Genomic DNA, 14,813 nt, shown 5'->3' on the forward strand with positions numbered 1-14,813 from the left:
ATTGAACACTTCAGGCGTCACTTCCGTATGGAGCTCAGCGCTTCCCCCACAGCCGGCGCACACTCACGGCCGACCGGCTATGAAGCATTGGAGTTCCAATGAGACATACAGTTCGACGACGCTCAAGAAGAGGCAGAAGACTGGTCGTTGCCTCGGTCGCGCTGGTCCTGGGCGGGGGTGGTCTCGTCGCGATCACCTCCTACGCCTCAGCCGGCGAAGGCTGGGGCTCCTGGGGCGGCAAGGCCGACGAGCAACAGCAGACCCAGAGTGCGGGTCTTTCGGCGTCCACCATCAAGTGCCCTGAAGTGGCGAACGGGCTCCCCGACGTGCCGGAGGCGGCCCGGGCGGAGGTCGACCGCGAACTGGCCACGATGGACAGCCAGATAACGGAGGCTTATCAGCGGTTCGCCGATGAGAAGGAACAGATAGAGCAGGATCCGCAGTTCGTCCAGAACGCGATCCTCGGACCGCTCCAGGACAAGCGGGCCGCGAGCATCGACCGCATAGCCGTCGCCATCGGCCGGGCAGCCGGGCAGCGGCCCCAGGGGCTGGAGGCATTGGCTCCTTGCGCCTTGCAGGCGGATGAGGCGGACAACGCCAACGGCGGTCAGGATCAGGGTGACGGTCAGGATCAGGGCCAGGACCAGGACCAGGGCCAGGGCCAGGGTGACGGCCAGGACCAGGGTCAGGGTCAGGGCCAGGCGGGCAACGGCCCCGAGGCCGGCGACTTCGTCGACATCGAGTCGGTGCAGCCGAATGTCCAGAACCCCCGCAAGCTTCGTAACGCCTCCCGCGGCACCTTCTCCACGAAGTGCGGTGTCAACGCGAACGGCAAGTTCAACCCTGACAATGTGATCGTCGCCCCGGGTGTCAGCAACGGCGCGCACCACATGCACGACTATGTCGGCAACCAGGCCAATGACGCGTTCGCGAGCGACGACGACCTGGCAGGCGGCCAGACCACCTGCAACAACCAGGGGGACAAGTCGACGTACTACTGGCCCGTGCTGCGTCTGCAGAACGGCCAGAACGAGAACGACGCCGAAGCGGACGGCGGCGGCAAGGACCAGAACGTCGGCGAGATCCAGACGCCTTCCCAGGTCACGCTGAACTTCGTGGGAAGCCCGGTCGGCAAGGTCACCGCGATGCCCCGCTTCCTGCGGATCATCACCGGTGACGCCAAGGCCTTCGTCAACGGGAACGCGAATGCCAACGCCTCCTGGAGCTGCACCGGATTCGAGAACCGCCAGCTGAAGGACAAGTACCCGATCTGCCCCGAGGGCAGCCAGGTGGTCCGTTCCTTCAAGTTCCAGAGCTGCTGGGACGGTCAGAACATCGACAGCGCCAACCACCGCACGCACGTGGCCTTCGCCGACCAGAACGGCAACTGCCCGAACGGCTTCCAGGCCATCCCGCAGCTGGTGCAGCGGATCGTCTACGACGTGCCGCCGCCGGTCTTCGACGGCGAGAACGCCTCGGTGTTCGCGGTCGACTCCTTCCCCGAGCAGCTGCACAAGCCGGTCACCGACCACGGCGACTTCATCAACGTCTTCGACGACAACCTCATGAAGGAGTTGGTCGACTGCATCAACACCGGCCGACAGTGCGGCTCCGACGACCCGGGTGACCCTCAGACCGGCCCCGAGGAGGGTCCCGATGCCGGGGATGGGTCGGATGCCGAGTCGCCTGCCGAGTCGCCTGCTGTGAAGGATGACAAGCCGAGTTCTCCTGGTCCGGTGGAGGGGCCAGGGGCGGGCAAGCCTGCTGTCAAGGATGTGAAGCCGAGCGCTGCTGCTCCGCAGGAGAGCTCGGATGCCGGCGCGCCTGCTGTGAAGGACGTGAAGCCGAGTGCTCCTGTCCCGACGAAGACCCCGGCTGCTGTGGCTGAGGCGGATGCCGGCGCACCTGCTGTGAAGGACGTGAAGCCGAGCACTGCTGGTCCGGAGGACAGTTCCGATGCTGCGGCTGAGACAGGTCAGAGCGCGCCCACGGCGCAGGGCGCGCCGGATGCGGGTGCGAACGGCCCGGCGTCCCCCGTTGCCGGCGAACCGCAGGGCGGCCTTGCTGATACGGGTGCCGTGCTGTGGCCGAGTGCGGCCGCACTCGTGCTGCTGACCGCCGGTTTCCTGCTTCTTCGGGCGCGCACCCGCCGCAGGACGGTCCGTCACCGCTGATGTAGGCCGTTTGTGCAGGCCATCGAGATCCCCGGCCGGACCGGAAACACCGGTCCGGCCAGGGATCCGGAGGCCGGGCGCAGGCACATCCGCTCATGAACGCTCGGCGGACTCCGGCGCGCTGGGGCGCGGCAGGCCAGGACGCGCTCTGGGAGCGTACTGAGCGGCCTGCGTGCGGAACATCGCGGCGTAGCGCCCCTTCGCCGCCATCAGTTCGTCGTGGCTGCCGTGCTCGGCCAGACGGCCGTGGTGCAGGACATGGATGAGGTCGGCGTGACGCACACCGGACATACGGTGGGTGACCAGGACGACGGCGCGCTGCGGGCCGGCGAGGCGCCGGATGCGGTCGAAGGCCTCGATCTCCGCCTCGGGGTCCAGCGCCGAGGTCGGCTCGTCGACGATGAGAATGCTGTCGGCCGGACAGGTCGTCGTGCGCCAGTGGGTTCGGGCCAGCCCGATCTTCTGCCACTCGCCGCCGCTGATCTCCGAAGCGCCCCGGAACACTCGGGCCAGTAACGTCCGTAATCCGTGGGGGAGTCTGTCGATGACCGGCGCGGCTCCGGCATAGTCGACCGAGGCTTCCAGCTCCTCGTCGAAGGCCGCCCGGTGGGGACGTCCGATCCCGATGTTCACGGCGGCTGTCATCGGCCAGCGCTGGAAGTCCTGCGTGAGCAGAGAGACCCTCTCGAAGACCTGGGACCGGTTCAGATCGGTCAGCTCCACAGCGCCCCATCGCACGCTGCCGCTCTGGGGCAGCAGCAGTCCGGCGAGAATCTTCATCAGCGTGCTCTTGCCCGAGCCGTTCTCGCCGACGACCGCGATCACCGACCCCATCGGAACGGACAGGGACACCTCGTCCAGCGCGGGCTCGTCCCGGTCGGGATACCGGTAACTGACCTTGTCCAGGGCGATCTTGTCCATACGGGCGGGCACGCCCGCTCCTGTGTCAGGGATCGCGCGCCGGCCCGCCTCGGTCAGGAATCGCTCGTGATCCTGGACGTAAAGGGACTCCTCGTGAAGCTGGTTGACGTTCATCACCAGCGCCCCCAGGCTGGCCGAACCCGACCGGACGGCGATCACCGCGGTGCCGGCGACCGCGAGTTCCATGTGTCCGGCGACGATGAGCCAGATCATGACCCCGTAGGTGCAGGCCATGGCCAGGCCGGAGAACGCCGCGGCCACGAGCTCGGTGACCGCCTTGTCGTTGGCGAGCCGCTTCTGTTCGGCCTCCGCGCTTTCGGACATGTCGCGGTAGCGGTCCAGCAGGAACGAGCCGACCGCATGGATCCGTACCTCCTGAGCGGCGCTGCGTTCGGTGAGCAGGTTGCCGATCAGACGGCCTGCCCGCACATGCTCGACCCAGGACATCACCGATACGTACCTCTCCTGCGCCACCCTCATCGCCCCCCAGCCGCGCGGTGCCGCGATCAGCAGCAGCATCGGCAGCAACGCCGGGTGCAGAATGGTGAGGACGCCGGCCGTGGCGACCAGGGCGATGGTGCTGTTGAGGGCGGCGACACAGGCACCGATCATGACCCGGGCGGCGGCGGCCCCGTACTGCGCCACGTCGATCAGACGCCGGAACGCCGGGTCCTCGATCGCCTCCAGTTCCACGGCGGCGGCCGCCGCCAGGTACTCGGTGGTGGCCAGCCGCTCCACCAGCGGCTCCAGACGCCCGGCCCGCGACGTGGACCAGCCCGCGAGGGCGGCGTTGACCACGGCGACGGCGGCGACGGTGATCAAGGCCGGCAGGGCCGTACGCAGCCGGTCGATCGCGGTGCCGCCGCCCAGCAGGGCATGCATGACCGCGTTGACGGCCAGCAGGCTTGCCGCCGCGGCAACACCCTGCCCCACCTCGCTGATCCCCACGCCTAGCAGGGACGGGCGGTCGGCCCGCCAGGCTCGGCGCAGCGTCCCCAGCACCAGCCGGGGCAGAGCCCGGATCGCCGTGAGCATCGTCAGGTCGAGCTGGGCCCGCTCGTGCTCGGACCAGCCGGTGTCGTACCGCAGCGGCCCCCCGAACAACTCCCGTTCGGCCTCGGAGACGGTGGGCTCGATCATGCGTACGCGCCGGAAGAACCGCTTCACGCCATGTCACCTGCGCCCATGTCCGGTGCATTCGCGGCCAAGTAGCCTGAGTGCGCCCCGGAGCTGCCGAGGTCGGTGGCCGGCCGGCCTGCGGCAACCACCCTGCCCCGGCCCACGCCGTCCCGCTCGGCCGTGACGATCCAGGTCTTGCCCCGTCGATGCGGCTTGCCCCAGCGTCCGAAGGACGCCGCGTGCGTCGTCGTCATCCCTGCCCCCCGATCCCCTTTGCCTTCTACGATGCCCCGCAACGGGCGCCCGGCCTCGAATCCGGCCGGACTTCTTGCGCACGTGACACGGCAACCTTGGTGACCGGCCCGGGGGGAGGCCGTGACGGTCGCATGCGCGGGCCGAGGACGATGCGCACCTGTTCACCTGGCGGGGAGTACCGGCATGGCTGTGCGCTCAGCGCTCACCGGCGGTTGCCGAGAGACCCGCCTTGACGTGGCGTGTGAGGTCGTCGACGAGGACTTCCTCCCGTCCGGACCCGAGGACGTCGAGGATATGGCGGGCGACGTCCTCGGGGCTGGTCTTGGGCTGGTCCACGTCTGCCGCCATGTCGGTGTCGATGAAGGCAGCGTGAGCGGCGACCACCAGAGTGCTCTGGCCGCGCAGCTCTTCACGCAGGGCGTTGGTCATCGACCAGGCGGCCGCCTTGGAGACTCCGTACCCGCCGACCTGTGGCAGCGGGAGCCAGGACAGCACGGAGAGCATGTTGACCAGTGCGCCACCGCCGTTGCGTCCGAGCACCGGGGCGAAGGCCCGGCTCATAGACAGCGTGCCGAACAGGTTGGTCTCCAGGTCCGCGCGGGCGTCGTCGAACGTGGGCGCGGTCAGCAGTGAACTGCGGTGCATGACCCCGGCGTTGTTGACGAGCAGGTTGGTGTCCGCGCAGCGTTCGGCAGCGGCGGCGACATCGGCCGGGTCGGTGATGTCCAGTCCGACGGGGACCAGGCCGGGGTCGGTCACGGTCCGGGGGTCACGGGCTCCGGCGTAGACGGTAGCGGCGCCGGCGGCCACAAGGGCAAGGGCGATGGCTCGCCCCAGGCCGCGGTTGGCCCCGGTCACGAGCGCGGTACAGCCGGCGATCTCGAAGGTGGTCACAAGTTCTCCAGAATGGTGGCGTTGGCCAGTCCGCCGGCTTCGCACATGGTCTGCAGTGCGTAGCGGGCGCCGCGAGCGCGCATGGCGTGGACGAGCGTGGTCATCAGGCGGGTGCCGCTGGCCCCGAGGGGGTGGCCGAGGGCGATGGCGCCGCCGTGGACGTTGACCTTTGCCGGGTCGGCGCCGGTCTCCTGGAGCCAGGCCAGGACGACACTGGCGAACGCCTCGTTGACTTCGAACAGGTCGATGTCGTCGAGGTCGAGACCGGCGCGGCGGAGCACCTTCTCGGTGGCCGGGATGACTCCGGTGAGCATGAGCAGGGGGTCGGAGCCGGTGACGGCGAAGCTGTGCAGCCGGGCGAGCGGCCGCAGCCCGAGGCGTGCCGCGGTCTCGCTGGAGGTGATCAGCACGGCGGAAGCGCCGTCGTTGACCGGGCTGCTGTTGCCTGCCGTGACCGACCAGTCGATGTGCGGGAACCGCTCGGCGAAGCCGGGGTCCTGGAATGCGGGCCGGAGCCCGGCGAGGATCTCGGGTGTGGTTCCGGGGCGTACCGACTCGTCGCGCGTGACCGGTCCACTGTCTGTGCGGACCGGGGCCGTCTCGATGTCGAAGAGCCCGGCCTCCCAGGCGGCGGCCGCCTTGGCGTGCGAGGCCGCGGCGAACTCGTCCATCGCGTTCCTGCCGAGAGACCACTGTGCGGCGATCAGCTCGGCGCTGATGCCCTGTGGCACCAGGCCCTCGGGATAGCGAGCGGCGATGCCGGGCCCGAACGGGTCCTTACCGGGCGGCACGTTGGACCACATCGGCACCCGGCTCATCGACTCCACACCACCGGCGACCACGATGTCGTACGCCCCGGAGATGACCCCCTGGGCGGCGAAGTGCACCGCCTGTTGCGAGGATCCGCACTGCCGGTCGACTGTGGTGGCGGGCACGGACTCGGGGAAACCGGCCGACAGCCAGGCGTATCGAGTGGTGTTCATGGCCTGCTCACCGACCTGATCGACCGTGCCGCCCACGACGTCGTCGACGAGCGCCGGGTCGATCCCGCTGCGCTGGACAAGCGTACGGAGCGTGTACGCGAGCAGGTCGACCGGATGGACACCGGACAGCGCACCGCCCGGCTTTCCCTTGCCGATCGGGGTACGGACGGCCTCGACGACGACGGCGTCACGCATGGCGACCTTCCTCTGCACCGTCCCGGACGGTGGGCTGGATGATGCGGGCCTGCTGGGCCAGTGCCAGCAGGCGCCCGTCGCCGGACCACACGGTGCTGTCGTCGATCGCCCAGCCGCTGCCCGCGTGCTCGGTGCGCATGCGCACCAGCGCCCACCCGTCGACCGGGCCGGCGTCCAGGGCGTCGGTGAAGTGCACGGTCAGCTCGGCCGTCGGAACCGGACGCGGCGACGTCCATACGGCGAAGAGTGCGGGAGGCAGGGCGTCCGTGAGGATCACCACTGCCTCGGCGTCCAGCTGGCGCCCGTCGGCGAACCGTATCCACGCCACCAGTTCGGCCCGCTCCCCGCCGCCGAGCGGGCGTGCGCCGGTGGCCGGGCGGATCTCCAGATGCCGTGCGAACGGGGCCAACTCCTGGGGGAGGCCGATCGGCCCGCAGCCCTCCGGTCCCGGTACGGGCGGCGTCGGCCACGCACTGTACGCAGGCCCCGCACCACCCTGCCCGAAGAGCGCCGTTCCCGTCAGTGCCGCTTCGCCGCCCTGGCGCCCGGTGAACGTACTCACAGCGGCCCGGCGCCCTGCCCGAGGGGTATGAGTCGCGAAGTGCAGCGGCCGCTGGTCGACGGGAGTCAGGAAGTGCGTGATCAGCGTCCGCACCGGGCGGGGCTCCTCGCCCAGGGCGACCAGGTGGTCCCGTGCGGCGGTCAGCGCCAGCGCTGCGGAGTACCCGCCGTGCGCTCCGTCCCAGGACCACCAGGACGGGTCGACACCGTCCACGGTCTTCCCGACGTCCAAGACTGGAATGCCCATGGCAATCTCCTGAGGTTAGTTTGAAAACTGGATTCACCATACCCGGGTGAGTAGGAAAATCAAACGCAATGGGTATCGTGGACACATGCCCGGATCCACGACCGCACGGCCCTGCTCCATCGCCGACGCCCTCGGCGTCATCGGTGAGAAGTACTCGCTTCTTGTTCTGCGCGAGGTGTTCTTCGGCGTGCACCGTTTCGATGCGATCGCCCGCAACGTCGGCTGCCCCCGCGACGTCCTCACCGCCCGGCTGCGCAGACTCGTGGACGCCGGAGTTCTGGAGAGGCGGCTCTACCACGAGCGGCCGGCGCGGTACGAGTACCACGCCACCGCCGCCGGACGGGAGTTGAGGCCGGTGCTGCTCATGCTGATGGCCTGGGGCGACCGCCACCTCGCGGACGTGCCGCCCACCGTGTTCGAGCACTCCTGTGGAGCCGAACTCGACCCTGCGGTGATGTGCCGGGCCTGCGGGGGAGAGGTCCGTGCCGCCGATGTCACCCCTCACTTCCAGGTGCCGGGCTGGACCGCCGAGGGCGCGGCCTGAGTCCCTTGGGCGGGCTCTGGGGGAGAGGTGAATTCAGGTCCGGAACCGGCGCCTTCCGCGATCGCCTGTGAGCCCGCAGACCGATGTGGTCTGTCGGCGCCCGACGCTCAGTGCGCCCGTACGGTCGACGGCGCACCCGCGACCCCGGCGGTGGAACGGCCAGGTCGAAATCGGAGTGTCAGGGCGGCAGCTCGTGCGCCGACGCAGAGGGCCGGTCGAGGCGCACTCGTGCGCGCTCCGCCGCCTGTCGTTACGGAGTCACGCCACGGTTAGGGTGAGTCACCGTCGAACCGGAAGGAACCGCACGTGACCGGCACCCCTCGAAGCCCCCGTGCCCGCTTCCGCGAGCAGACGCGCGCCGAGATCAAGGACGCCGCACTCCAGCAGCTTGCCCAAGGCGGCACCTCGGCAGTCGCGCTGATCCGTATCGCCAAGAGCGTCGGTATGTCCGGACCCGCACTGTACCGCTACTTCGACAGCCGGGACGCGCTGCTGACCGAGCTGGTCCGCGACGCCTACGACGACCTCGCCGCGGCCGTCCGGCATGCCGCCTCAGGCATCAGCGCGCAGGCGACCCCGCGATCCCGTCTGCACACGCTCGCGGACGCCTACCGCACCTGGGCCGTGGCCCAGCCGCAACGCTATCTCCTCATCCAGGGCACACCCGTCCCCGGCTACACCGCTCCGCCGGACACGATCGACCGGGCCCGCGCCGCCGCCATGACGCCTTTCCTGGCCGCCTTCGGCGCCGCCACGCCGACCGGTTCGGTCCAGCCGGTCGTCGACCAGATGACGGCCTGGACCCGGCAGGATCCCGCCGTCGCCGCGTGGGCCGCCGAGCACTCTCCGTCGCCCGGCACGGCTCTCGCCGGAGTCGTCCTGGCCTGGTCGCACATGCATGGTGCCGTGAGCCTCGAAGTCTCCGGCCTGTTCACCGGTATGGGCCACACGGGCGACACGCTCCTCGCCGCGCAGATCGACGCCCTTGCCGACGCCTTCCGCCTCGCCTGAGCAGGCCACCACGGTGCTCGGTCCGACCTCCCGCTGCCGGCTTGCCGCGGTCGTCGCGGAGCCGACGGGATGACGAGCCGATACGCGTCGTAGCGCCGGGTGAGGCCGGTTTCACCCGGACGGCCCGTGGAATTCACCCGCATGCCCGCCGGGCCGCGCCTGCCCGGCGGTGCTCGGAAACGCTGAGGCCCAGGAAACCCCTCCCTCGGAAATGGGTATCAGCATGGCTATACGTTCCGTCTTCGGTCACAGCCGTTCGCGTCGCGGGGGTGCGGTCACAGCCGTGCTCGCGGTCACGGCGTTCGCCGCCGTCGGGCCTGCCGCCGCCGCCGACGCCACGCCCACCGGGCCTGGGGACGGTGCCGGGTCCAAGCCCACTGTGGTGCTGGTGCACGGCGCGTTCGCCGACGCCTCCGGCTGGAACGGCGTCACCGAGCGCCTGCAGCGAGAGGGCTACAACGTCGTCGTCCCGGCCAATCCGCTGCGCGGACTTGCCGGTGACTCCGCCTACATCGCGAGCGTCCTCAAGGCCATCCAGGGCCCGATCGTGCTGGTCGGCCATTCCTACGGCGGCGCGGTGATCAGCAGCGCCGCCGCCGGAAACCCGTCGGTGAAGTCGCTGGTCTACATAGCCGCGTTCATGCCGGACAAGGGCGAAGCCCTGGGGCAGCTGGCAGCCAAGTTCCTCGGCAGCGAACTCGGCACCGCGCTCAAGCAGTCGCCGTTCCGGAACGCCGACGGTTCCAACGGCACCGACCTCTCCATCCAGCTCGCCAAGTTCCGCGAGGTGTTCGCCGCCGACCTCCCCGCGGCGACCACAGCGGTCATGGCCCGGTCCCAACGCCCCATCAGCGCCTCCGCGCTCATGGACAAGGCCCCTGCGGCGGCCTGGAGAACCATTCCGTCCTGGTCCATGATCGCCACTGGGGACAAGACCATCCCACCTGACCTGGAGCGGTTCGGGGCGAAGCGCGCCGGTTCGCACACCGTCGAGGTCAACTCCTCTCACGTCGCGATGCTCTCCCACCCCGACGCGGTCACTGATCTCATCCGCCAGGCCGCCGCCGGCCGGCCGCCTGCGAAGCCGGCCCTGGCCGACACGGGCCCGAGCACCCTTGCACTCGCAGGTTTCGGTGCGGCCGCCACGGCAATGGTCCTCACGGGCGCCGGTCTGGTCCTGTCCAGCCGGCGTCGGGGCCCCGCCCGCTGAACCACCGCGCACCGACCGGACGTTCTGCGACATCGCTGTGCGCAGAGGAACCCCCACAAGCCGCGAGGAGCCGTCATGGATCTGCACCTGTCGGGCAAGGTGGCGGTGGTGACCGGTGCGAGCAAGGGCATCGGTCTGGCGGTCGTGCAGGCGCTGGCCGCCGAAGGTGCACGGGTGGCCGCCGCTGCCCGTACGCTCACGGAACCCCTGTCCGAACTGGCGGCCGACGATCAGGTCCTGCCCGTGTTCGTGGACCTCGCCACGCCCGAAGGCCCCGCCCATCTGGTCGCCGAAGCCGTCTCGTCGTTCGGCGGCCTGGACATTCTCGTCAACAACGTCGGTGCCGTCCGACCGCGCCCAGCAGGCTTTCTGTCTGTCACCGACGAGGACTGGAACTGGAGTCTGACGATCAACTTCCTTGCCGCGGTCCGCACCACGCGAGAGGCGCTGCCTCACCTGATCGACAGCGGCAACGGCGCGGTCGTGACGGTCGGTTCGGTCAACTCCTTCCTGCCCGATCCGGCCGTCATCGACTACTGCGCGGGAAAGGCGGCACTGGCCAACTTCTGCAAGGCTCTGTCCAAGGAGGTCGGACCCCACGGAGTACGCGTCAACACGGTCAGCCCCGGACCGGTGGCGACGGACCTCTGGCTCGGCGACGAGGGGGTCGCCGCCACCGTCTCCGCGGCCGGCGGCGTTGACGCGGAGGCCGTCGCCCGGGAGGTCGCGGGCCGGGCAGTGACCGGCCGATTCACCCGTCCCGAGGAGGTTGCCGACCTGGTCCTGATGCTGGCCGGCGACCGCACGGGCAATGTGACCGGTTCCGACTTCGTCATCGACGGTGGACTCGTCACGACCCTCTGAAGGGGCACTACCGTCCCGTCCTCCTCCTGCTCCACGGCCCGGGCAAGGAGGGGCGCGATCATGGGGCTGACCGGCCCCGATCCGGGAGTCCTGATCTGCCCGGACTGCAGCCGAGTGAGATCGTCATATCAGGGCACACCGTCTTTTAGCTCATATATGGCCTGATATGTGCGGCGGTGCCTGCTCGCCGGTGGAGGTGACCGGCACGAGCGGGCGAGTCTCGTCGCTCGTGGGCAGACCTCCGCCGATCGGGCGTGCCGAGGAATGAGCTCCGGCGTGTGGGCGAGGTTCTCACCTGGCACCCGGTTTATCTGGGTCGGCGCTCCTCGCGGGCCCTTGTCGCCGAAACGGACTGGTGGGTGACCATCGTGCACCGAGCAAAAAAGGCCTCTTCCTACAAAGGCACGTCATCGAAGGCGATCCTTCATCAGTACGACTTCCTGGGCGACTTCTACCGGCTCACCCTGGGACCGGAGCTCGTCTATTCCTACGGCATGTGGGAGGAGGGCGACACCCTCGAATCAGCACAACTGCGCAAGCTCGACCACCACGCGGAGGCAGCCCGCGCGGTGGGCGCTGAGCGGGTCCTCGACGTCGGCTGCGGATGGGGCAGCCTCCTGCACCGGCTGGTGGAGACCCACCACGTCAAACACGCCGTAGGGATCACGATGAGCCCCGGCCAGGCCGCGTGGGCGCGCGACCAGCACTGGCCGGGCTGCGAGGTCCGGACCGAGAACTGGTTCGACCACGAACCGGACGGGCCCTACGACGCCATCATCGCGATCGAGGCGATCGAGCACTTCGCCGGCAACACCATGTGGCGGGCAAAACGCATCGCCCGCTACCGGGAGTTCTTTGAGCGCTGCCATTCCTGGCTGCGGCCGACCGGACGGCTCTCCCTGCAGGCCAACGCCTGGAACGACCGAGGATGGCTGACCTCCCTCCTGCTCTCTCCCGAGCAGCTGGCTTCGGCCGGCGGGAGGGGAAGCGGCAGGGAACGCCTCGGCCTCCGAGCGATCCAGGGCGGCGTCAAGAACGTACGTGAAGGCCTTCACGCGTCACGGAAGGTGTTCCCTGAGTGCTTCCTGCCGACTCGGGTCGAGCTGGCGGAAGCCGCCGACGGCCTGTTCCGGGTGGTTGAGACGCGAAGCGACCCCGCTGACGGCGTACGCACGGTACGGACCTGGCTGGAACGGGCAGAGGCCAACCGTGCGCGCGGCGCGGAGCTCATCGGCGAAGCCGCGGTGTCGGACATTCTCAGGGAGCAGAGGACCGCGCTCAGGTTCCTGCGTGAGGGGCGCTTCACGGTCGTCCGCATGGTCTTCGAGAAGGTGTGAGCCCGCTCTCGGACGGCCGGGCGGCGCTTCACCCGCGGGCGGCGCTCTAGGCCGCCGCGCACCGTCTGCCCTGCTCGAAGCGGGTGCGACCCCTCAAGTGCTGCGGGCACTCGAGCGATGTCCTCTGGCGTGACAAGAATTACACATTCAACACATTTAGTCGGTTTTGGTGAATTATTTCGTGCGAATCCAGGCGCGCTGGGGCTGTTCTTGCTGCCCCGACGTGTCATTCCGGCCGATCATCACGGGAGAAACATGGAACGCACAGCCAGCAGGACCGGCAACTGGCGGATCGCTCTGCCCGTCGCAGGAGTGGCTGTCGTGTTCGGGGTCGGAGGCCTCTACGCCACCGGTCTGGTGGCCGGTGACGACATCGCCGAGGGCACGCGGGTGCGCGGCGTCGACATCGGCGGGATGGGCAGGGTGGAGGCGCAGCGGGTCCTGGACCGTGAGCTCGGGCAGGCTGCCGCGGCACCGGTTGCGATGAAGATCGGTGACCGCGTCGAGAAGGCCGATCCCGGAGCCCTCGGGCTGTCCCTCGACACCGCCGCCACCGCCGACCGCGCCGCCGGCGCAGGAATCGATCCGTTCTCCGTCATCGGCAGGCTCTTCGCCTCTGAGGACCGGGACGTCGATCCGGTGATACGCATGGACGAGCGCAAGAGCCGGGCCGCCGTCGACCGCATCGGTGCGACCGCCGGCCGGCAGGTCCGCGACGGCGCGATAACGTTCGAGAACGGCAAGGCAAAAGCCGTCGCTCCGGCCACCGGCGTCGCCCTGGTCGCAGACCAGGCTCTGGACACCCTTCGCGACGCGTACCCCCGTACGGCCGCCGGTCCCGTCGTGATGCCGGTGAAGCAGACGCAGCCGCGGATCGGCGCGCAGGAGACCGCGCGGGCCATGAAGGAGTTCGCCCAGCCCGCGGTTTCCGGCCCGATCACGCTCACATTCGCCGAGAAGCGCATATCCATCGGCCCCGAGGCGCTCGGTCGTCATCTGGCGATGAAGCCGGACGGCCGGAACCACCTCGCGCCGGACCTCGACTCCAAGGGCCTGCTCACCGACCCCGATGTCTCGGGCTCGGTGCAGGCAGCCACGCAGGCACCCCGGGATGCCACGTTCCGGCTCGACGACCGTGACCGCGTGGTGGCGCACGGGAGCCGCGAGGGACGGCAGATCACGGAGAAAGCGCTCGGAGAGGCCGTCGTACCCCTGCTGACGCGCTCCGGCGCGGCCCGCACCGGCGAGCTTGCGGCCGAAACCGTTCAGCCGCAGCTCACCAGCGCATCAGCACAGCGGCTCGGGATCAAGGAAAAGGTCTCCTCCTTCACCGTCTCCTTCCCGCCCGCCCCCTACCGCAGCACCAACATCGGCCGCGCCGTGGAGCTCATCAACGGGTCGGTGGTCCTCCCGGGGCAGGAGTGGAGCTTCAACCGGACGGTCGGCGAGCGCACCAAGGGGAACGGCTTCGTCGACGGCATCATGATCAACAATGGTCAGTACGTGAAGTCTCCCGGCGGCGGGGTCTCTGCCGTTGCCACCACCATGTTCAACGCCATGTTCTTCGCAGGCGTCAAGCCGGTGGAGTACGGCGCCCACTCCTTCTACATCGAGCGCTACCCCGAGGGCCGCGAGGCCACGGTCGCGTGGGGCACCCTCGATCTGCGGTGGATCAACGATTCCGGCAACGCCCTCTACATCCAGGCCGAGTCCACCGGTACCTCGGTGACCATCACCTTCCTCGGCACGAAGAAGTACGACGAGATACGTGCGACCCAGGGGCCGCGCACCAACATCAAGGAGCCGGGCATTCGCCCGGGCAGTGGCCCGACGTGCGAGGTCCAGACCCCGCTCGAAGGCTTCGATGTCGCCGTCGACCGCGTCTTCGTGCAGGGCGGCCGGGAAGTCAAGCGAGAGAACTTCAAGACCCACTACACGCCTCGTGACAAGGTCACGTGCAACGCGGAGGAGCCGGCACCCACGGCGGCAGAGGACATTCTGCGCGCGCTCGAGGCCGACGGTGACCCCCTCAGCTGACAATTCCGCTCGGCCTGCTGGGCGGGCAGGCGGAAGACCGGTGACGCGTCGTCCCGCTCAGATCTGACGCCAACGGGAACGGTCCGCCTTGGACGGATCGTTGCCGCGGCAGAGGGGAGCCGGCCAACGGGCGCAGGCCCAGTCGCGTTGGCGTTGCACCCGGTGGCACTCCTGTGTTCGGCGGATCATGTCCGGGGCGTACGAGGCGCGTGTGATGATCGCGCCATGACCGTCGTACAGACACAGCGGGGGAGCGGCGTGTACGTGGAGATCGCCCCGACCGCCGGGGTCGACCGCCAGACGGTGCAGCCGGAGGGTGGCCTCGACGTCGGTGACACGGGACTGCTCGGCACGACGGCGTGGCAGAAAGCCGTAGACCAGGGTCCGTCCGACCGGTCACGCCAAGGCTGAGCGCAGGGCACGGGCCGGTTCGCCGCTGCTCCGGAACGGGAACCGCTGGT

At 69.4% G+C, this 14,813-nt stretch carries 13 protein-coding genes; 8 read left to right on the forward strand and 5 right to left on the reverse strand.

Annotated features, from left to right (window positions below; translation table 11 throughout):
• The first annotated feature begins 98 nt into the window (after positions 1–98).
• Entirely contained in the window at positions 99–2,174 is a 2,076-nt protein-coding gene (locus OHS70_RS36055) for a DUF1996 domain-containing protein (protein ID WP_328404669.1), read from the forward strand.
• 93 nt (positions 2,175–2,267) lie between these two features.
• On the opposite strand, the gene OHS70_RS36060 is transcribed toward OHS70_RS36055, so the two are convergent.
• The 5 genes from OHS70_RS36060 to OHS70_RS36080 all read right to left on the reverse strand — a co-directional run bounded on the left by OHS70_RS36060 (position 2,268) and on the right by OHS70_RS36080 (position 7,349).
• Complete coding sequence (locus OHS70_RS36060; protein WP_328406147.1) at positions 2,268–4,235, reverse strand: ABC transporter ATP-binding protein; 1,968 nt, start codon at positions 4,233–4,235, stop codon at positions 2,268–2,270.
• A gap of 23 nt (positions 4,236–4,258) precedes the next feature.
• Positions 4,259–4,468, reverse strand: a complete 210-nt coding sequence (locus tag OHS70_RS36065; RefSeq protein WP_328404671.1) for a hypothetical protein — start codon at positions 4,466–4,468, stop codon at positions 4,259–4,261.
• 196 nt (positions 4,469–4,664) lie between these two features.
• The gene (locus OHS70_RS36070; RefSeq protein WP_328404673.1) at positions 4,665–5,363 is read right to left on the reverse strand and encodes an SDR family oxidoreductase; all 699 of its coding nucleotides are present in this window, start codon (positions 5,361–5,363) and stop codon (positions 4,665–4,667) included.
• Positions 5,360–6,541, reverse strand: coding sequence for a thiolase family protein (locus OHS70_RS36075; protein WP_328404675.1), 1,182 nt, complete (start codon positions 6,539–6,541; stop codon positions 5,360–5,362). Before OHS70_RS36075 ends, OHS70_RS36070 begins: the two co-directional genes overlap by 4 nt.
• Positions 6,534–7,349, reverse strand: a complete 816-nt coding sequence (locus tag OHS70_RS36080) for an acyl-CoA thioesterase (protein ID WP_328404677.1) — start codon at positions 7,347–7,349, stop codon at positions 6,534–6,536. Before OHS70_RS36080 ends, OHS70_RS36075 begins: the two co-directional genes overlap by 8 nt.
• An 85-nt stretch (positions 7,350–7,434) precedes the next feature.
• Between OHS70_RS36080 and OHS70_RS36085 the strand changes: the two genes are divergently transcribed.
• The 7 genes from OHS70_RS36085 to OHS70_RS36115 all read left to right on the forward strand — a co-directional run bounded on the left by OHS70_RS36085 (position 7,435) and on the right by OHS70_RS36115 (position 14,763).
• Positions 7,435–7,893 carry a winged helix-turn-helix transcriptional regulator gene (locus tag OHS70_RS36085; protein WP_328404679.1) on the forward strand — a complete coding sequence of 153 codons (459 nt, stop codon included), beginning with the start codon at positions 7,435–7,437 and terminating at the stop codon, positions 7,891–7,893.
• Positions 7,894–8,199: 306 nt separating this feature from the next.
• The gene (locus tag OHS70_RS36090; protein ID WP_328404681.1) at positions 8,200–8,904 is read left to right on the forward strand and encodes a TetR/AcrR family transcriptional regulator; all 705 of its coding nucleotides are present in this window, start codon (positions 8,200–8,202) and stop codon (positions 8,902–8,904) included.
• Between the two features lie 223 nt (positions 8,905–9,127).
• Complete coding sequence (locus tag OHS70_RS36095; RefSeq protein ID WP_328404683.1) at positions 9,128–10,114, forward strand: alpha/beta fold hydrolase; 987 nt, start codon at positions 9,128–9,130, stop codon at positions 10,112–10,114.
• 75 nt (positions 10,115–10,189) lie between these two features.
• Positions 10,190–10,978 (forward strand): oxidoreductase, encoded by a 789-nt coding sequence (locus OHS70_RS36100; protein ID WP_328404685.1) that lies wholly within the window; start codon positions 10,190–10,192, stop codon positions 10,976–10,978.
• A 278-nt stretch (positions 10,979–11,256) separates the two neighbouring features.
• The gene (locus OHS70_RS36105; RefSeq protein ID WP_328404687.1) at positions 11,257–12,315 is read left to right on the forward strand and encodes an SAM-dependent methyltransferase; all 1,059 of its coding nucleotides are present in this window, start codon (positions 11,257–11,259) and stop codon (positions 12,313–12,315) included.
• 255 nt (positions 12,316–12,570) lie between these two features.
• Positions 12,571–14,352, forward strand: a complete 1,782-nt coding sequence (locus OHS70_RS36110) for a VanW family protein (protein WP_328404689.1) — start codon at positions 12,571–12,573, stop codon at positions 14,350–14,352.
• Between the two features lie 225 nt (positions 14,353–14,577).
• Positions 14,578–14,763, forward strand: a complete 186-nt coding sequence (locus tag OHS70_RS36115) for a hypothetical protein (protein WP_328404691.1) — start codon at positions 14,578–14,580, stop codon at positions 14,761–14,763.
• Positions 14,764–14,813 lie beyond the last annotated feature (50 nt).

Origin of the sequence: Streptomyces sp. NBC_00390, assembly GCF_036057275.1 — a bacterium.
GTDB lineage: Bacteria > Actinomycetota > Actinomycetes > Streptomycetales > Streptomycetaceae > Streptomyces.